The organism is Bradyrhizobium sp. BEA-2-5, assembly GCF_032918025.1.
GTDB classification, from domain to species: domain Bacteria; phylum Pseudomonadota; class Alphaproteobacteria; order Rhizobiales; family Xanthobacteraceae; genus Bradyrhizobium; species Bradyrhizobium pachyrhizi.
This window is the reverse complement of the sequence record NZ_CP136629.1, coordinates 3,768,615-3,787,281: the sequence shown is the minus strand read 5'-3', so window position 1 is coordinate 3,787,281 and position 18,667 is coordinate 3,768,615. Positions and strand designations below refer to the sequence as shown.

Here is an 18,667-nt window from a genome sequence, read left to right as displayed (position 1 = left end):
ACCTCGAGATTCCGGGTTCGTCCTACGGACGCCCCGGAATGACGATCGCTGTCACGCCTTCTTCAGCACCGAGACGAAAAACCCATCCGTGCCGGTGCGGCGTGGCGTCATCAGCAGGCCTTCCGCCGACTGCAGCGCAGCCTCGGCAAAGGCCTCGGCCTTGTCCCACAGCACCGCTGCGGTCTGCTCCGGCGGCTGCATGGAAAACTCGGGATGGCGCGCGACGAGCGCCCTCACCTGCTCGCCGTTCTCCTCCGCCAGCACCGAGCAGGTGATGTAGGCGATGCGGCCACCCGGCTTCACCAGCGGCACCGCGCGCGCGAGCACCTCGGCCTGGTCGCGCAGGCGGATCTCCAGCGCGCCCGGGCGCATGCGCCATTTTGCATCGGGGTTGCGGCGCCAGGTGCCGGTTCCCGTGCAGGGGGCGTCAATCACGACGAGGTCGGCGGACGCCTTGATGTCGGACAGCACCTCCTCCTCGCCGCGCGGCGTGCGCACATCGCAATTGTGGACGCCGGCGCGCGACAGCCGCTCATGGATCGGGGCGAGCTGGCGCTTGTCGCGGTCGGTCGCGATCAGGCGGCCCTTGCCTTGCATCAGGGCGGCGAGCGCCAGCGTCTTGCCGCCGGCGCCAGCGCAGAGATCGATCACCTGCTCGCCGGGCTTTGCCGCCGAGAACAGCGCGGCGAGCTGCGAGCCCTCGTCCTGGACCTCGATGGCACCCTTGATGAAATCCTCCTCGGCATGGATGCCCGGATTGCGCGCGTCGGCGCCGAGCTCGATGCGCAGGCCGAGCGGCGACCACGGCGTTTCCTTGGCACCGAGATGCGACAGCCGCGGCAGCACCTTCTCGCGCTTGCCGCGCAGCGTGTTGACGCGCAGATCGAGCGGCGCGCGGCTCGCCATCGCGGTCGCTTCCGCCGCGCGGTCGTCGCCGAACACCCTTGCCAGATGCGGGTCGAGCCAGTCCGGATAATCGCCCGCGACATGCGCCGGCGCATCCCTGAGCGAGCGCGAGGCCAATGCGGCCTCCTCGGTCGCGGTCAGCGGATCCGGCGCGAACCGGCCGCCGTCGCACAGCGCCTGGATCGTGGCGATGTCCATGCCGCGTTCGAGCTTGAGCATGCCGAGCACGCGCGACCGCGCGCTGGCGTCATCCATCAAATAGGCGGCGGAGGATTGCCGGCGCAGCACGTCCCAGACGAGACCGGCGATCGCGGCGCGGTCGCCCGAGCCGGCGAAGCGGTGCGCGGTGCCCCACTCCTTCAGTGCCTTGGCCGCGGGAATGCGCTGTGCGTCGATGGTGGCGATCAGCTCGATCGCGGCGGAAAGCCGGGCAGCGGGGGTCATTGATCTCTTTCGGTTGGGCGCATCAGATCAGCAGCAGCAGTCTGAGCGCGAAATACAGCCACATGGCTGCCAGCACCAGCGCGCCGGCGAACCAGACGAGCGAGCGCGGCCGCACGTCGTTGGAGGTGACGAACACGCCGGCATGGGCAAAGCGCGCCACGACGAACACCCAGGACATCAGCACGATGAAGAGATCGGCGCGGCGCAAGGGCAATGCCAGCGCGATCAGGACGTAGAACAGCACCGGCAGCTCGAACTGGTTGGCGAAGCAGTTGCCGAACTTGGTGGCCTGGGCCGGCCAGTTCGGCTCGCGCAGCGCGATGTCGGCGATCTTGGTCTCGCCGCTCGTCAGCGCCCTCGTGCGCCTCGTCGCCATGGCGAACAACAGCGCGAAGGTGAGCCCGATCTGGATGAAGACCGGTAGCAGAACCATTTGAACCGACATCAAAATCTCCCTCAGCCGCGGGCGCCCGCCGCCCTCTTAGCCGCCACTCGCGCCCAACACAATGAAGCGTGCGCGGTAACCCGTTGAACCGTGATCCGAGCCCGGGTGACCAACTCCCAGGACCAATGGCGGTTTCAGCCCCTCACGGTTGACGCGATGCGCACCATCTCCCCGATCCTCGACGACGCGGCCCGGGCAGCGGCGTGCTCGGCATGGTGACGGCAAGGCTCGTTGCGTCGGTGCGGCAACTGGCGATCCAGCGACCGTGCCAAGGCGCAAAACCAAACAAAACATCAAACAACGCATCAAACAGAGCATCGAACAAGACGGCGAAATCGTCATCGTTCCGACTTCGCGCCGACCTATGCTCCGGCCGAAAGGAGCGATGCATGCCCCAATTTCGCCTGACACAGATCTCCGACACCCATCTCGCGCGCCGCTTCAAGCCGCTGATCGACAACTTTCATCGCGTCAGCGAGCACATCCACGCGACGCGGCCCGATCTCGTCGTCAACACCGGCGACGTCTCGTTCGACGGGCCGGCCGGCCGCGACGACGCCGAATTCGCGAAGGGCCTGCACGACGCCCTGCCCGTCGCCTGCCGCTACCTGCCCGGCAATCACGACATCGGCGACAATCCGACCGCGATCGGCGCGCCACCGACGCAACCGCCGACCGATGAGACGCGCGGCGCCTTCATCTCGGTGCTCGGCGAGGACCGCTGGCATTTCGACGCTGCCGGCTGGTGCTTCATCGGGCTGAATTCGCTGATCATGAACACCGGCCTCGACAGCGAGGCCGAGCAGTTCGACTGGCTCGCAGGCGTGCTCGACAAGGCCGTCGGCATGCCGGTCGCGCTGTTCCTGCACAAGCCGCTGTTTCTCAACCTGCCCGACGATGCCGAGCGCGCCGAGACCGCGATCCGCTTCGTCCCGCAGCCGGCGCGGCGCCGCCTGATCGAGATGCTCGGCAAGGTCGATTGGCGCCTGGTCGGCAGCGGCCATGTGCACCAGCGCCGCGACTACACGTTCGAGCATGTCAGACACGTCTGGGCACCCTCGGCCGGCTTCGTCATCTCCGACGCGCGGCAGGAGGTGATCGGCATCAAGGAAACCGGTCTCGTCGAATACCAATTCCAGCCCGACAGTTTCGAGGTCCGCCACGTCAGGGCGAAGGGCCAGGTCGATGTCGACCTGGACATGCTGCTCGACAAGGAGCCGGCCTGAGCCGCGTCAGCTCCGCGCCGCGTCGTGCAGGTCCTGCTTGATCACGGTGAGCAGCGCCTGCAGCGAATCCTTGTCGGGCTGTGGTGCCGCCGGCGCGGGCCGTGCGCGAGATACGTGCGGAATGAAGCGGACCGGCGTCGTGTCCGGCCGCTCCTCGACGAATTTTCCGTGCAAGACGTCGTCGCGACGGCCCATGACGAACATGGTCGCCCAATAGCCGGCGGCGAGGAGAATGACCCCGAAAACAATAGCTTCAAAAATCATGGCTACACCTGAAATATAGCTACATTGAATCAATTGCTGCGGGTCTCCGTCAAGCAAATGGGGGCCAAAAGGCCCCCAAATCCCCCGCCATTGTGGCGCTTTTGACACTTTGTTGCGCGGAATGGGAGCTTCCGGGGCTTCTAACTCAGGCCTTGTCCGGCCCGACCCGCACCAGCTGCTTGCCGAAATTGGCGCCCTTCAGGAGCCCCATGAAGGCGCCGGGCGCGCTCTCCAGGCCCTCGGTGACGAATTCCTTGTACTTGACCTTGCCGTCGCGAACCCAGGCGGACATGTCCCGCAGGAAGTCGCCATGGCGTGCGGCGAAGTCGGAAACGATGAAGCCGCGGAAGGTCAGCCGCTTGGTGAGGATCGCGAACATGATCGACGAAGCCCATTTCGGTGCTCGCGCTTCGCGATCGTTATAGTGCGCGATCAGGCCGCAGACCGGCACGCGCGCGAACGGATTGAGCAGCGGGAACACAGCCTCGAACACGGCGCCGCCGACATTCTCGAAATAGACGTCGATCCCCTTCGGGCAGGCCTCCTTGAGCCTGGCGGCGAGATCGGGATCGCGGTGATCGATACAGGCATCGAAGCCGAGCTCCTTGACCACGTAGTCGCACTTGTCCTTGCCGCCGGCGATGCCGACCGCACGTGCGCCCTTGATCCTGGCGATCTGGCCGACGGCCGAGCCGACCGCGCCGGAAGCGCCGGCAACGACGACGGTCTCGCCGGGTTGCGGCTTGCCGATGTCGAGCAGGCCCGTGTACGCCGTCATGCCGGGCATGCCGAGCACGCCGATCGAGGTCGAGATCGGCCCGAGCTTGGGATCGACCTTGGCAAGCCCCTTACCATCGGACAGCGCATGGGTCTGCCAGCCCGCGCGCGACAGCACGATGTCGCCCTTGGCAAAGCCCGGATTGTTGGACGCGATCACCTCGCTCACCGTGCCGCCTTCCATCACCCCGCCGATCGGCACCGGTGCAGCGTAGGACGGCCCCTCGCTCATGCGCCCGCGCATATAGGGATCGAGCGACAACCAGATCGTGCGCAGCAGGACCTCGCCCGCACCCGGTGCCGGCGGCGTGTAGTCCTCGAGCCTGAAATTGGCCGACGTGGGCTCGCCGTGCGGGCGCGAAGCCAGAACGATGCGCTTTCCTTGGGACATGATTTCCTCTTGGGATGATTGGTTCGTGGCGCACACGTAGTCATGCAATCCATCTCCCCGCAAGGGAGATGGATTTGCTGTTTTCGCGTTGCGTTGTTTGAAATGTTGTTTGAAATGACAGCCGTCATGCTAGGCACATTGGCGCCAACGCGATACCGTCATGTCGGGGGTGGTTGGCAGGGCGCAGGGCACCCTGGTGGCGGCAAGTTTATCATGGCGCGCCACCGGCAAACGAAGCGGCCATCGTCAAGTCGCCTGATCCGACCTCCCCATCCGGCACGGCGAAGCCAACGCGGTTAGGCGGCCCTCCATGGGTCGCAACGAGGGCGGCCGCGTAGCTGATCGGCAATCGGTTTCCGGTCGCCCTCGAAACCTGAGCGGTGCAGGACTTCGGTCCGCTTCTCGGGACCACCCGACGGACGTGAGGCTCTCCGAAGCATTGGGGTTACCTCTTGAGAGCCGATCAGCGTCTTCGCGCCGCAATGTCCGTCTGGTGGCGGCCGGATTCACCTTCGGCGAATTGGCAGCCGGTAGACCTATCTCTGGCGCGCGCGCCCGCGGCAAAAACGCGACCTATCAATCTGGCACTTGTCGGACTTTCGATTCGCTGTAATCTCGGATCATGCGGCACTCGCATGTCTGCTACCCAAAAATGGGGCAGGCATCACCATAACAGGAGCGAACCAACGCTTCGGTTTTTGGATCGAGACCGACATGGCCGGCGACGGATCGTATGATACGTTTCCCAAATTGCTGCTGCGAAACACGGCACAATTTGGCGCGCGGCCAGCGTTCCAGCATAAGGACCTTGGCATCTGGCAGAGCTGGACCTGGGCTGAGGTTGCCGAGATCATTCGTAGCTATGCTGCCGGCTTGCATCGCCTTGGCTTGCGGCCGGGCGAGACAATCGCGGTCGTCGGCTCCAATCGGCCGAAGCTTTACTGGACCATGATGGCAGCGCAGACGCTGCGCGCAATCCCCGTTCCGGTCTATTCCGATGCAGTGGCTGATGAGCTCGCTTTTGTTCTCGCTCACGCCGAGGCGACGCTGGTCGCCGCGCAGGATCAGGAGCAGGTCGACAAGGTTTTGTCGGTGTCCGACCGACTGCCGCAACTCAACAGGATTATCTACGACGAACCGCGCGGAATTCGACGGCTACGACCACGGCCGGCTGATCGCAATCGGCGATATCATCAATGACGGCCGCGCCGCGCTTGCAGCCGACCCGGCGCTTGGCGAACGGATCGATGAATCCATTCGGGCCGGCAACGGTTCGGACATCGCGATCATCCTCTACACCTCGGGAACGACCGGCGCGCCCAAGGGCGTCATGCTGTCGGCGCGAGGCTGCATCGATGCTGCAACCGACACCACGCGGTTCGACAAGTTGACCGACAAGGACGTGGTGCTGGCCTATCTGCCGCTGGCTTGGGCGGGCGATCATTACGTCAGTTATGCGCAAGGCCTGGTTGCCGGATTCTGCATGGCGTGCCCCGAGAGCAGCAACACAATCGAACAGGATCGGCATGAGATAGGGCCAACCTTCTACCTGGCCCCGCCACGCGGTTACGAGGCCATGCTGACGCGGCTGATGGTCCGGATGGAGGACGCAGCGCCGATCAAGCGGCGATTGTTCAGCTACTTTCTGGACGTCGCGCGGCGGTATGGCGAGCAAGTCTTGACGGGACGTCCGGTGCCGCTGTCAGGCCGATTGCTCTATGCGCTCGGGCGCTGGCTGGTCTACGAGCCTCTCAAGAACGTTCTTGGCCTGTCTCAGGTGCGCGTCGCATACACCGGAGGCGAAGCGATCGGTCCGGATCTGTTTGCGTTCTACCGCGCCATCGGACTGAACCTGAAACAGCTCTACGGCCAGACCGAAGCGTTCCTCTATGTAACGTGTCAGCCCGATGGCGAGATCTACCCGGATACGGTTGGTCCGCCGGCGCCCAACGTCGCCATCCGCATCGCGGAATCGGGCGAAGTGCAGTTTCGCTCGCCCGGCATGTTCCTCGGATATTTCAAGGATCAGGCAAAGACCGCGGAAGCGATGACGTCCGATGGATACGTCAGGACCGGCGACGCGGGCTTTTTCGACGAGAAGACCGGGCATCTGAAGATCATCGATCGTGCGAAGGACGTCGGTCGATTGGCTGACGGCACGATGTTTGCTCCCAAGTACCTTGAGAACAAGCTGAAGTTCTATCCCAATATCAAGGAAGCGATCACGTTCGGTGACTCCAGAGAGTTCGTATGCGCCATGCTCAACATCGACCCGGTCGCGGTCGCGAATTGGGCGGAACGCAACAACGTCGCCTACGGGTCCTATCAGGAGCTTGCCGGCCATCCGCTGGTCTACGAGATGGTCGCCAAAGACGTCGCCGCGGTGAACCGCTCCCTGGCCGGGGAAACGGTGCTTGCCGGCGCCCAGATTCGCCGCTTCCTCATTCTGCACAAGGAGCTCGACGCGGATGACGGCGAGCTGACCCGCACGCAGAAAGTGCGCCGCCGCTTCATTGCCGAACGCTATGCGTCGTTGGTCACGGCACTCTACAACGGAGCGCATGACGCCGACATTTCCACGGAAGTCACGTTTGAGGATGGCCGGAAGGGCACGATCGCGGCACGAGTTGAGATTCGCGACATGCAAATCATCGGTCCGGCAGAATCGCTGGGAAGAGCAGCATGAGAGCGCCAAACGCCAACGAAATCCTGCTGCAGGTCGAGGGCGTGGCACTGGCCTTCGGCGGCGTCAAGGCGTTGCGGGACGTCTCGTTCAACGTCAAAAAAGGCGAAATTCGCGCCATCATCGGCCCCAACGGCGCCGGCAAAACCTCAATGCTGAACGTCGTCAACGGGTTCTATCATCCCAACCATGGCGCCATCACCTTCAAGGGAAGCACCCGGTCCAAAATGCAGCCGTTCGAGGCGGCGCGCGGCGGCATCGCGCGCACCTTTCAAAATGTCGCCCTGTTCAAGGGCATGAGCGCGCTCGACAACATCATGGCAGGCCGCACCTTGAAGGTACGCCGGGGGCTGTTGTGGCAGCTGCTGCGTTATGGCCCTGCCCTCGCAGAGGAGATCGAGCATCGGCGCAAGGTCGAGGAGATCATCGACTTCCTGGAGATCGAGACAATCCGCAAGGTACCGGTCGGGCGTCTGCCATACGGCTTGCAGAAGCGTGTCGAACTCGGTCGCGCTCTGGCGATGGAGCCCGACCTTCTGCTCCTGGACGAGCCGATGGCAGGCATGAACCTGGAGGAGAAGGAGGACATGTCGCGGTTCATCATTGATGTGAACAACCATTACGGCACGACCATTGCCCTGATCGAGCACGACATGGCCGTGGTCATGGATCTGTCGGACCGCGTGGCGGTGCTTGATCACGGCGTGAAGATCGCCGACGGCACGCCTGATGAAGTGAAGAGAAGTCAAGCCGTCATCGACGCATATCTTGGCGTCGCGCATTGAGGTGCGTCCATGATCGCACTGGGTCAGTTTCTCGAGGTCCTGATCGGCGGATTGATGTCCGGCGTGCTCTATTCGCTGGTCGCGCTCGGCTTCGTGCTGATCTTCAAGGCATCCGGCGTATTCAACTATGCGCAGGGAGCCATGGTGTTGCTCGCGGGATTGGCGCTGGTTCGCGCCCTCGACCTCCTGGTCGCCAACGGCCTTCCGCTTTGGGTCGCGGTCATCCTCGCTATCGGCTTTGCCGCCGTGATCATGGCGGCAACCGCTTGGCTGATCGAGCGATTCGTGATCGGACCTCTCGTCAATCAGGACGGCTTGACGCTGTTCATGTCGACGATCGGCGTGACATTCGTCATCGAGGGCGCCGCGGAGATGATCTTCGGATCGGATGTCTACCCGTTGCGGCTGTTCCCGACCGACGCCTGGTTCTTGTTTGAAGGCCTGTTCCCGGGCGGGATTCTGGTCAACAAGCTGGATGTCTGGGGCGCATTGATCGCGGGCGTCCTGGTCGCCGGCCTCGCGGTCTTCTTTCAGCGCACCAAGACCGGTCGCGCGCTCAGAGCCGTGGCCGACGACCATTTGGCCGCGCACTCGATCGGGATTCCAATCAGTTGGATTTGGTTCGTGGTCTGGCTCGTTGCTGGCCTCGTTGCACTCGTCGCGGCGACCGTGTGGGGGACCAAGCTTGGCGTGCAGTTCTCCATCACGTTTCTCGCGCTGAAGGCTTTGCCAGTCCTGATCATCGGCGGCCTCACCTCCATTCCCGGAGCCATCGTCGGCGGGCTCATTGTCGGGGCCGGTGAGAAGCTCGCAGAGGTATATCTCGGGCCATCCATCGGCGGCGGCATCGAATATTGGTTTGCCTACGTGCTGGCGCTGGCGGTGCTGCTCCTGCGGCCGCAGGGCCTGTTCGGCGAGCGGATCATCGAACGCGTCTGAGGCAAGGAGGTTGTTGTGCTCTATCGCGAAGCCGGCCAGTTCAAGGCGACCTATGCGGAGGATATGGCGATCTTCCCGATCCGGCAGGATCGTATTGCCCTCGCTGTCTTGCTCGGAATTGCTTTCATTGGCGTGCCGCTGCTGGCCACCTTCCGGATCTGGCCGTTCGGCACCGACTATCTGTTGTGGGCCATCCTGCTGCCCTTCCTCATCCTGGCGCTCGCCGCCATCGGGACAAACATTCTCGTCGGCTATTGCGGCCAGATCTCGCTCGGCAGCGGCGCGTTCATGGCCATCGGCGCCTATTCCGCCTACAAGCTGGCGACCGGCGTTCATATCCCGCTTGCCTGGCTTGGCTTTGCGATCGCGATCCCACCGTTGCCCGTGCTGGCATCCATTCTGCTCGGCGGGTTCATGGCGGCGGGTGCCGGAATCCTGTTCGGCATTCCCAGTCTGCGGATCAAGGGTCTCTACCTGGCGGTCGCAACGCTCGCCGCGCAGTTCTTCTTCGATTGGGCGTTCCTGCGGCTCCCCTGGTTCACCAACTACGCCCCGTCGGGATCAGTGAATGCGCCGGAACTGGATTTCTTCGGTATGGTCGTTCGCTCGCCGGTCGAGCGTTACCTGCTGTGCCTGGCCGTCGTGACCGTGATGGCGGTGTTGGCGAAAAATCTCGTGCGCGGCAATCTCGGCAGGCAGTGGATGGCAATCCGCGACATGGATATCGCCGCCGAGCTGATCGGCATCAGGCCGCTCTATGCAAAACTAACGGCTTTCGCGGTCTCTTCGTTCATCATCGGGGTGGCGGGTGCGCTCTGGGCGTTCGTCTACCTCGGTTCATGGGAGCCGCTTGCGTTCTCGATCGACCGCTCGCTTGAGCTTCTGTTCATGGTCATCATCGGCGGGCTCGGCTCGATCATGGGTTCGTTCATCGGAGCAGCGTTCATCCTCATCGTGCCGATCATGCTGAATGTGATTCCGACCAAGCTCGGCCTGCCGCTGTCGACGCAAACGATCACTCACCTCCAGTTCATCATCTTCGGATCCTTGATCTGCTATCTGCTCATCAAGGAACCCCATGGCTTCGCCCGGCTGATATCGATCGGCAAGGAGAAGCTCAGACTTTGGCCGTTTCCCTATTGAGGCAGCGATCGTGCCTTGATCGCAATCGAGTGACGGCCGCCGACAACGGAGAGGAAGGAAGTACCGCAAGGAGGATATCAATATGGCAAGTATTGCACGCAGGTTACTGATACTCGCGACAGCCTTGGGCGGCGCGGCACTTAGCGCACCGGCCGCAGCGCAAAACGAACAGTTCATCCCAATTCTGTCCTACCGGACCGGACCGTACGCTGTGAACGGCGCGCCCTACGCAAACGGCGTCGTAGACTATTACAACCTGATCAATGAACGTGACGGCGGCATCAACGGCGTCAAGATTCTGATCGAAGAATGCGAGACGGGCTACGCGACCGACAAGGGAGTGGAGTGTTACGAGCGTCTCAAGAGCAAAGGACCAACCGGCGCGGCCTTCATCAATCCGCTGTCGACCGGGATCACCTTCGCACTCACCGAAAAGACCGCGGCTGACAAGATCCCGATCATCACGATGGGGTATGGCCGTGCCGATTCCAAGAACGGCGCGGTGTTCGCATACAATTTTCCGTTGCTCGGCACGTATTGGTCCGCGGCCGACATCGCGATCCAGCACGTCGCTAAGGAACTCGGCGGCTTCGACAAGCTGAAAGGCAAAAAGATTTCGCTGCTGTACCATGACAGCCCCTATGGCAAAGAGCCGATTCCAATGCTGCAGGTGCTGGCGCAGAAGTACGGCTTTGAGTTCACGCCGATTCCCGTCACGCATCCCGGCGTCGAGCAGAAGTCGCAATGGCTGGCGATCCGCCAGCATCGGCCCGACTATGTCCTGGTCTGGGGCTGGGGCGTCATGAACAGCACGGCAATCAAGGAAGCCGCCGCCGTCGCCTATCCGCGCGACAAGATGATCGGTGTTTGGTGGTCGGGCGCGGAGCCGGATGTGACGCCGGCGGGCGATCAGGCCAGCGGTTACAAATCGTTGATGCTTCAGCATGGCGCAGGAAAATTCCCCGCGCACGCCGACATAGAGAAGTACGTCTACGCCAAGGGAAAGGGTTCGACAGAACCTGGCAAGATCGGCGAAGTCCTCTACAACCGCGGCATCACGAATGCCATGCTCGGCGTAGAGGCGATCCGCAAGGCGCAAGAAAAATTCGGCAAGCAACCGCTGACGGGCGAGCAGGTCCGTTGGGGGCTTGAGAACCTCATACTCACCGATGCACGAATCAAGGAGCTCGGTTTTGAGGGAATGTTGAAGCCGGTCAGCATTTCCTGCTCCGACCACGAAGGCGCGCGCTACGGGCGCGTCCAGCAATGGGATGGCAAGGGTTGGAAAGTGATCTCCGACTGGTACACGGCTGACGAATCGCTGATCGAACCGCTCGTCGCCGATGTGTCCGCGAAGTATGCCGCGGAGAAGAAGATCAAGCCGCGCGACTGCGCGAAGGAAACCTGACCCCGTGCGAGTGATCCGGGAGGCAGGGTTGCCTGCTCCCGGATCCCAGCCCCTGCTCCGTTTGGAGGTCTGCGCATGTCAATCGCCAAGGTCGTCACCGCTGCGACGGAAGCGGCAGCGCTGATCCTATCGGTCAACAATATCGAGGTTGTCTACGATCACGTCATTCTCGTGTTGAAGGGCGTCTCGCTGGAGGTCCCGCGAGGCGGCATTGTTGCACTCCTCGGCGCCAACGGCGCCGGCAAGACGACGACGCTGAAGGCGGTCTCCAATCTGCTGCACGCAGAGCGCGGCGAGGTCACCAAGGGCTCGATCCTGTTCAACGGCGTCGAGGTGAAGTCCCTGTCGCCAAACGACGTGGTGCGACGCGGCTGCATCCAGGTGATGGAGGGTCGCCGTGCCTTCCCTCATCTCACGGTCGAGGAGAACATCCTGACCGGCGCCTTTACGCGGACAGACGGAAAGCTCGCGATCGCGCAGGACCTTGAACGTGTCTACGCTTATTTCCCCCGCCTCAAAGAGCGACGCAATTCCACCGCCGGCTATACGTCGGGCGGCGAACAGCAGATGTGCGTGATTGGCCGCGCGCTGATGTCGCGCCCGAAGATGATCCTGCTCGACGAACCATCGATGGGCCTCGCGCCGCAGATCGTCGAAGAGATCTTCGAGATCGTGAAGGATCTCAACACCAAGGAAGGTGTGTCGTTTCTTCTCGCCGAGCAGAACACCAATATGGCGCTCAGATATGCGAGCCACGGCTACATCCTCGAAAACGGCCGTGTGGTGATGGACGGCGAGGCGCACGCGCTCGCCGCAAATGAGGACGTCAAGGAGTTCTATCTTGGCGTCGCCGGAGAGAAGCGAAAATCATACCGCGATGTGAAGCACTACAAGCGGCGCAAGCGCTGGCTCGCCTAGCAGATGATGGCATCCCGGAATCCCGAGACCCCGGGTTCGGTCGTTCGGACCGCCCCGGAATGACGGTGCTTGGGCTTACACCCCGCCCGGATAGTTCGGGCTCTCGCGCGTGATCGTCACGTCGTGGACGTGGCTTTCGCGCAGGCCGGCGCCGGTGATGCGGACGAACTGGGCCTTCTCGTGCAGCTCCTTCATGTCGCGTGCGCCGACATAGCCCATCGCGGCGCGCAGGCCGCCGGCAAGCTGGTGCATGACGTGGCCGACCGCACCCTTGTAGGGCACCTGGCCCTCGATGCCTTCAGGCACGAGCTTGAGCGTGTCCTTGATGTCCTGCTGGAAATAGCGGTCGGCCGATCCGCGCGCCATCGCGCCGACCGAGCCCATGCCGCGATAGGCCTTGTAGGAGCGGCCCTGCCACAAGAACACTTCGCCGGGCGTCTCGTCGGTGCCGGCGAGCAGCGAGCCCACCATGGCGATGTCGGCACCGGCGGCAAGCGCCTTCGCAAGGTCGCCGGAGTATTTGATGCCGCCGTCGGCGATGACCGGGATGTCGGACTTCTTCGCCGCTTCCACCGCATCCATGATCGCGGTGAGCTGGGGAACGCCGACGCCGGCGACGATGCGGGTGGTGCAGATCGAGCCCGGGCCGATGCCGACCTTGATGCAATCCGCGCCCGCGTCGATCAGCGCCTGCGCGCCTTCGGTGGTGGCGACGTTGCCGGCGACGACCTGCACCGAGTTGGACAGACGCTTGATGCGGTTCACCGCGTGCAGCACGTGACGGGAATGGCCATGCGCGGTGTCGACGACGATGAGGTCGACGCCGGCATCGATCAGGCGCTCGGTGCGCTCGAAGCCGGTATCGCCGACGGTGGTGGCCGCGGCGACGCGCAGGCGCCCTTGCGCGTCCTTGCAGGCGAGCGGATGGGCGACCGCCTTCTCCATGTCCTTCACGGTGATGAGACCGACGCAGCGATATTGCTCGTCGACGACGAGCAGCTTCTCGATGCGGTGCTGGTGCAGCATCCGCCGCGCCTCGTCCTGACTGACATTCTCACGGACCGTGACGAGGTTTTCGTGCGTCATCAGCTCGGAGATTTTTTGCCGGGGATCGCTGGCGAAGCGCACGTCGCGGTTGGTCAGGATGCCGACCAGCTTGCCCGGCACGTTCTTGGCGGCACCGGTGACGACCGGAATGCCCGAGATGCCGTTCTCCTTCATCAGGGTCAGCGCATCGTCGAGCGTGGCCTCGGGGCTGATGGTGAGCGGGTTCACCACCATGCCGGACTCGTAGCGCTTGACCTGCCGCACCTGGGCGGCCTGCCCTTCGGGATCGAAATTGCGGTGGATGACGCCGAGGCCGCCGGCCTGCGCCATGGCGATCGCCATGCGGGCCTCGGTGACCGTGTCCATGGCGGAGGCCATGATCGGGATATTGAGCGGAATGGCGCGGGTGACGCGGGAACGAATATCGACTTCCGAGGGAAGCACGTCGGACAAGCCGGGCTTCAGCAGCACATCGTCGAACGTGAAGGCTTCGCGGATAGCCGGAAATCCCGTGGCCATTGCCAACTCCTTTATCTGCGGCCCAGCCGCGATGGTCTTACGGATGAACGCCGCCTGCGGCGACGCTCGCTGCGTCACCGTCGAATCGGAGCCCATCGGTGGGGTTGACGCGGGTCGATAGCACGGCCGCGTGACGAATCAAAGTGTTTGCCAGCCATGCACAGGCCTTTTTAGGGGGCCGGTTCAGGGCGCCCGGTAACCCGGCGGCGGCCCATGGCGGCGGATCGCCTCGACCATTTCGCGATGGCGCCGGTCCTCGCGCTTCATGTGGACCGCGATCACGGCATGGGCCGACGGCACCAGCAGCAACACGTGGAAAAACAGCCCGAAAACCGCGCAAAACACGATCAGGACCAGATTGAAGATGGCCGAAAACGGCTGTCCGTTCAGGAGCAGCCCGATCGGCGGCAAGAGAGCGGCGAGGACGTAGATCACGGCACACCTTCCAGAGCGTTTTCGAGCGAAGTGGATACCGGTTCGCGTGAAGAAAACGCGTCAAAACATCAATCCAGGGCCTCCGCTCCGATCCTATCGGAACGGAAAGGCTCTGACACGGGCGGATGCATACCAGCGTCACGCTGGATTTAGGGCGTTTGGCCGGTTCCGCAATAGCGTGGCCGAGGGCAGGATGATATGGCCCCCTCGCCCGCCTTTTTCAGCACAGCTGTCCTGTTTTGATGAACAAGCAACGCGTCATTCCGCTGATCGTGGCCACTGCTCTCTTCATGGAGAACATGGACTCGACGGTGATCGCCACCTCGCTGCCCGCGATCGCGGCCGACATCGGCACCAGCCCGCTGACGCTGAAGCTCGCGATCACCTCCTATCTGCTGTCGCTGGCGGTGTTCATTCCGGCGAGCGGCTGGACCGCCGACCGGTTCGGCGCGCGCATGGTGTTCGCCGGCGCCGTCGGGGTGTTCATGGTCGGCTCGGTCGGCTGCGCGCTCTCGACCTCGGTCACCGACTTCGTCTTCGCGCGCATCCTGCAAGGCATGGGCGGCGCGATGATGACGCCGGTCGGACGCCTTGTGCTGCTGCGCTCGGTCGACAAGAGTGCGCTGGTCAACGCCATGGCCTGGGTGACGGTCCCTGCCCTCATAGGCCCCGTGATCGGCCCGCCGCTCGGCGGCTTCATCACCACCTACGCGTCCTGGCACTGGATCTTCCTGATCAACATCCCGATCGGGCTGCTCGGCATCTTCATGGCCTTGCGCTTCATCGATCCGATCAAGAGCGAGGATCCCGAGCGCTTCGATCTCATGGGACTGGTGCTGGCCGGGATCGGCCTCGCCGGCATCGCCTTCGGGCTGTCGGTGGCCGGGCTCAATCTGCTACCGTGGTCGATCGTCGCCGCGCTGGTCTCCGTCGGCACGATCTCGATGACGCTCTACGTCATCCATGCCCGGCGCACGGGATCGCCGGTGCTGGATTTCTCGCTTCTGAAGCTGCCGACGCTGCGCGCGGCCGTGTTCGGCGGCTTCCTGTTCCGCCTCGGCATCGGCGCGCTGCCGTTCCTGCTGCCGCTCTTGATGCAGATCGGCTTCGGGCTGACGCCGTTCCATTCCGGCCTCGTCACCTTCGCCTCCTCGCTCGGCGCGATGGGCATGAAGACGCTGGCCGCCCGCATCATCCGCACCTTCGGCTTCCGCAATCTGATGACGGTGAACGCGATCGTCAGCGCGTTCTTCCTCGGCGTCTGCGCGCTGTTCACGGTGTCGACGCCGCTGCTGATCATCATGGTCATCCTGGTGGTCGGCGGCTTCTTCCGCTCGCTGGAGTTCACCGCGATCAACACGGTCGCCTATGCCGAGGTCGAGACCGCGCAGATGAGCCGTGCCACCACCCTCGTCAGCGTCAACCAGCAGCTCGCGGTTTCGGCCGGCGTCGCCGTCGGCGCGTTCTCGGTCGAAACCACGCTGGCGCTGCATCACCAGACCGAGCTCTCCGCCGACGTGTTCGCGCCGGCCTTCGTCGTGGTGGCGCTGACCTCGGCGGCATCGAGCTGGTTCTTCTGGCAGATGCCCGCCGACGCCGGCAACGAGATCTCCGGTCGCAAGGCGGCGGAGATCGCGAGCCGCAAGGGCGCCGAGAAGCGCGCCGCCACTGACGCCGTTAAGGCAGCGACCGAGGACACCCAGAACGCGCGCGATCAGCGGCTCGGCTAGTCGATCGAACGAGCCGTCTCCGAGGCACGGACACTGCAAACCGCCGTCCGGTCACGGCCGGGCCTTAGGGGTGGCCGGTCATTCCGCCTGGCTGCCCTCGATCCGGACGTTCGATAAGTTCGTATGTGGGAACGTGGGTCGCTTCCAGCCACGATTCCAGCGCAGCTCCGCAGACCGTGCAGATCGCATCACCCGTATGCGGCACCAAGAACTTCTCTTCGGTGCGTCTGTACTCGGCGCCGCAATTGCATTGAACAATGGTCGCCATGTCAGAAGTATGCGCCCGCGGTTTCCAATTTTCCAGTCCGGCGCGAAACGGCCCCGGTGCGCGAAACTGACGCTGCACCAAGGCCGCCAACCCAGTGGGGGGTTTTCTCCCGGTGGGCTTGGGGGGCATTGGCCGGGAGCAAAGGAATCGACTCCGGCCACGCACCGAGGTTCCAAGCAGTCGCGCCGAAATGTCGTGCTGCGCGCCTTCCGATCAGGATGACATCCGACCACGCACCCTCCTGAGGCAAGCGGTCGGGATGTCCAGCCGCACCGGCTGCGCCACCGCCGCGATCGGTGGCTGAACGCCCCACGGTGCCACGATAGGACGGCCGTTTCGTCCCGGAAAAAAATCTCCGCGAGAGTCTAGAAAGCGAACGGAAGCTGCACCGCCGATCCTGCATAGTCCTGCTCAAGCGGGCACGCGGTGACCCGGCATCAGCAAAAAAACAGGTGGAAGGGAGCGCTCCAGCTACGCTTCCTCAGCGTCCGTGCACCGCGACGCGCGGATTTTCCTTGATTTGGTTTCGCTTGAAAGGATCAGAGCCAGTGAGTGACGTCCACACGAATGAAGTGAGCGACAATCCGAAAGCCGGCAGCTTTAGCCTGCCCCTGTTCGCGCTACCCCAGGCCTTTCAGGGTATCGTTGAACAAAATGCGACACGCGTCCGGGAACAGTTCGAGAAGGTCAAGGAAGCCTCGGAGGAAATCTCCGTCTTGCTCAAGGAGGCATATGCGGTCAACGCCAAGGGCGCCGCGGATTACGCAGCCAAGGTGATCGAGATCTCGCATGCCAACGCCAGTTCGGCCCTCGCGTTCATATCCGAACTCGCCGGCACCAGGTCGCTGTCGGAAGTCATCCAGCTTTCGGCCGATCACGGCCGCAAGAATTTCGAAATCACGACCGCGCAGAATAAGGAGCTCTGGGAGATCGCGAAGAAGGTCGCGACCGAGACCTCCGAGCCGATCAAGAAGAGCTTTGCAAAGACCCTGAAAACACCTTCCTGAGGAGCCCGCCCCCCCCCCCCCCCCCCGCTCCCAGGCCGGCTGGACCAAACGTCTCCGATCAGAAGGGGCGCGGTCCAGCCGACGGTGCGCGGGAGCCGCAATTTCTCACATTGGAGGAGGACCAAGGTGGGCGTCATCATGATCAAATGCCCGCGGACGGGACGTGCGATCAATACCGGCATGAAATCCGACCGCGAGACGTTCCGGTGCAGCACCGTGTTCTTTTCGCGCAGCTACTGCACGAGCTGTCGGACCAATCACGAATGGTTCGCCAGGGACGCGTGGGTCGACGAACCCGAGCTGGAATTGCGCAAGGCGTCCTGACCTCTGCGCTTGCCTAACCCTAATTCAATGGCTTCGTGATCGCTCAGCGCCCGCGCCGCGCGTATGTGCATGAACCTTGTCGCCATTGGTCCACGGTCCGGCGTGCGAACGCCGAGGTCCATGTGGTGGCGCGCCGTGACCGGACGACCTGATCCCTTCCGCGGATACGATGCGGTCGATCCTGCCGCGCATGATCTCGTAGCATTCACAGGCCGCGGTTTCGAGCCGCGGCCTGTCGACCTCGATCGAGCTCCGCCGGTTGGAGCGGATTGCGCCCGAGGCGCGAAGCTTGTGCACGACGTGGGTCACGGTCGTTCGTCGCACGCCCAGCAATTCCGACAGCGTCTCCTGCGTCAACGGCAGCGTGTCGTCACCGATCTGATCGTGAACCTGCAACAGCCACCGGGCCAGGCGGGCCTCCACGGAATGGAGCGCATTGCACGCCGCGATATGCTGGAACTGGACCAGCAACGACCGCATATGGAGCTGTACCGCACTGGCAAGCGCGTGACTGTGCGCGAGCGCGGCGTGAAATCGTGCCGGCGAAATCTGCCACGTCGTGCCCGCGACGCGAACCACCGCGGTCATCGGCGAGCGTATCGACCTGAGTGTCGACAGGATGCCGGCGGCGCCCTCGTTGCCGATCATTGTCGTCGCAACGGCCTGTCCGTTCGGCATGTCCATGACGAACGCGATCAATGCCGTGCAGGGAAAATAGATCTGTTCGACGAGGTCGCCCGACCGCACCAGCACGGCGTCGCGTTCGAGCGATACCTTGCGGAGATGAGGCGCAAGCAAATCAAGGTCGGCGGGCGGCAAGGCCGCCAGAAGGCGATTACCTATGCTCGACCTGCGTTCCATCACGGAAGAGCTCCGCAAGACGGAGGCGCGGCTCGCTGCACAAACCTGCCGTGGCGCCAGGCCGGATACGCAACGAACTGACCGCGCCGGGAAGATAGAATACGCCGCAACGGGAAGAGTTCCAATGGTTCAGGTCGCCCGCGACCG

At 63.5% G+C, this 18,667-nt stretch carries 16 protein-coding genes and 1 pseudogene; 10 read left to right on the top strand and 7 right to left on the bottom strand.

Annotated features, from left to right (window positions below):
- Positions 1 to 51: 51 nt before the first annotated feature.
- Positions 52 to 1,350, bottom strand: a complete 1,299-nt coding sequence (locus RX327_RS17475; protein WP_317250962.1) for an RsmB/NOP family class I SAM-dependent RNA methyltransferase — start codon at positions 1,348 to 1,350, stop codon at positions 52 to 54.
- Positions 1,351 to 1,372: 22 nt separating this feature from the next.
- A complete protein-coding gene (locus RX327_RS17470; protein WP_317250961.1) occupies positions 1,373 to 1,795 on the bottom strand; it encodes an MAPEG family protein in 423 nt (140 codons plus the stop codon).
- Positions 1,796 to 2,184: 389 nt separating this feature from the next.
- On the opposite strand from RX327_RS17470, the gene RX327_RS17465 reads away from it, so the two are divergent.
- Positions 2,185 to 3,021, top strand: coding sequence for a metallophosphoesterase (locus RX327_RS17465; protein ID WP_317250960.1), 837 nt, complete (start codon positions 2,185 to 2,187; stop codon positions 3,019 to 3,021).
- Positions 3,022 to 3,027: 6 nt separating this feature from the next.
- On the opposite strand, the gene RX327_RS17460 is transcribed toward RX327_RS17465, so the two are convergent.
- Together RX327_RS17460 and RX327_RS17455 are read right to left on the bottom strand one after the other, a co-directional pair.
- Positions 3,028 to 3,285 carry a hypothetical protein gene (locus RX327_RS17460; protein ID WP_317250959.1) on the bottom strand — a complete coding sequence of 86 codons (258 nt, stop codon included), beginning with the start codon at positions 3,283 to 3,285 and terminating at the stop codon, positions 3,028 to 3,030.
- Positions 3,286 to 3,430: 145 nt separating this feature from the next.
- Positions 3,431 to 4,453, bottom strand: a complete 1,023-nt coding sequence (locus tag RX327_RS17455; protein WP_317250958.1) for an NADP-dependent oxidoreductase — start codon at positions 4,451 to 4,453, stop codon at positions 3,431 to 3,433.
- Between the two features lie 714 nt (positions 4,454 to 5,167).
- On the opposite strand from RX327_RS17455, the pseudogene RX327_RS17450 reads away from it, so the two are divergent.
- The 6 genes and pseudogenes from RX327_RS17450 (at position 5,168) to RX327_RS17425 (ending at position 12,329) form a co-directional block, all read left to right on the top strand.
- Positions 5,168 to 7,139 (top strand): annotated as a pseudogene (locus tag RX327_RS17450) (AMP-binding protein).
- On the top strand, positions 7,136 to 7,921 hold the full coding sequence (locus RX327_RS17445; protein WP_050386723.1) for an ABC transporter ATP-binding protein: 786 nt from the start codon (positions 7,136 to 7,138) through the stop codon (positions 7,919 to 7,921). The pseudogene RX327_RS17450 and the gene RX327_RS17445 overlap by 4 nt, the downstream one beginning before the upstream one ends.
- Before the next feature lie 9 nt (positions 7,922 to 7,930).
- Positions 7,931 to 8,860 carry a branched-chain amino acid ABC transporter permease gene (locus RX327_RS17440; protein WP_080667122.1) on the top strand — a complete coding sequence of 310 codons (930 nt, stop codon included), beginning with the start codon at positions 7,931 to 7,933 and terminating at the stop codon, positions 8,858 to 8,860.
- A gap of 15 nt (positions 8,861 to 8,875) precedes the next feature.
- Entirely contained in the window at positions 8,876 to 10,003 is a 1,128-nt protein-coding gene (locus RX327_RS17435) for a branched-chain amino acid ABC transporter permease (protein WP_028335044.1), read from the top strand.
- Between the two features lie 211 nt (positions 10,004 to 10,214).
- Positions 10,215 to 11,411: an ABC transporter substrate-binding protein gene (locus tag RX327_RS17430; RefSeq protein WP_410712192.1), complete on the top strand. Its 1,197-nt coding sequence runs from the start codon at positions 10,215 to 10,217 to the stop codon at positions 11,409 to 11,411.
- Positions 11,412 to 11,486: 75 nt separating this feature from the next.
- Complete coding sequence (locus RX327_RS17425; RefSeq protein WP_028335042.1) at positions 11,487 to 12,329, top strand: ABC transporter ATP-binding protein; 843 nt, start codon at positions 11,487 to 11,489, stop codon at positions 12,327 to 12,329.
- A gap of 75 nt (positions 12,330 to 12,404) precedes the next feature.
- On the opposite strand, the gene guaB is transcribed toward RX327_RS17425, so the two are convergent.
- Both guaB and RX327_RS17415 read right to left on the bottom strand, forming a co-directional pair.
- Positions 12,405 to 13,895 (bottom strand): IMP dehydrogenase, encoded by a 1,491-nt coding sequence (guaB, locus tag RX327_RS17420; protein WP_317250957.1) that lies wholly within the window; start codon positions 13,893 to 13,895, stop codon positions 12,405 to 12,407.
- Between the two features lie 183 nt (positions 13,896 to 14,078).
- Positions 14,079 to 14,330: a hypothetical protein gene (locus RX327_RS17415; RefSeq protein ID WP_018271177.1), complete on the bottom strand. Its 252-nt coding sequence runs from the start codon at positions 14,328 to 14,330 to the stop codon at positions 14,079 to 14,081.
- 242 nt (positions 14,331 to 14,572) lie between these two features.
- Between RX327_RS17415 and RX327_RS17410 the strand changes: the two genes are divergently transcribed.
- The 3 genes from RX327_RS17410 to RX327_RS17400 all read left to right on the top strand — a co-directional run bounded on the left by RX327_RS17410 (position 14,573) and on the right by RX327_RS17400 (position 17,659).
- Positions 14,573 to 16,060 carry a DHA2 family efflux MFS transporter permease subunit gene (locus RX327_RS17410; RefSeq protein WP_317250956.1) on the top strand — a complete coding sequence of 496 codons (1,488 nt, stop codon included), beginning with the start codon at positions 14,573 to 14,575 and terminating at the stop codon, positions 16,058 to 16,060.
- An 816-nt stretch (positions 16,061 to 16,876) separates the two neighbouring features.
- Positions 16,877 to 17,335 (top strand): phasin, encoded by a 459-nt coding sequence (locus RX327_RS17405; protein WP_050386726.1) that lies wholly within the window; start codon positions 16,877 to 16,879, stop codon positions 17,333 to 17,335.
- Positions 17,336 to 17,461: 126 nt separating this feature from the next.
- On the top strand, positions 17,462 to 17,659 hold the full coding sequence (locus RX327_RS17400; protein ID WP_028335038.1) for a hypothetical protein: 198 nt from the start codon (positions 17,462 to 17,464) through the stop codon (positions 17,657 to 17,659).
- 24 nt (positions 17,660 to 17,683) lie between these two features.
- Here the strand turns inward: RX327_RS17400 and RX327_RS17395 are convergent, their stop codons facing one another.
- Positions 17,684 to 18,520 (bottom strand): Crp/Fnr family transcriptional regulator, encoded by an 837-nt coding sequence (locus RX327_RS17395; protein WP_080667121.1) that lies wholly within the window; start codon positions 18,518 to 18,520, stop codon positions 17,684 to 17,686.
- Positions 18,521 to 18,667 lie beyond the last annotated feature (147 nt).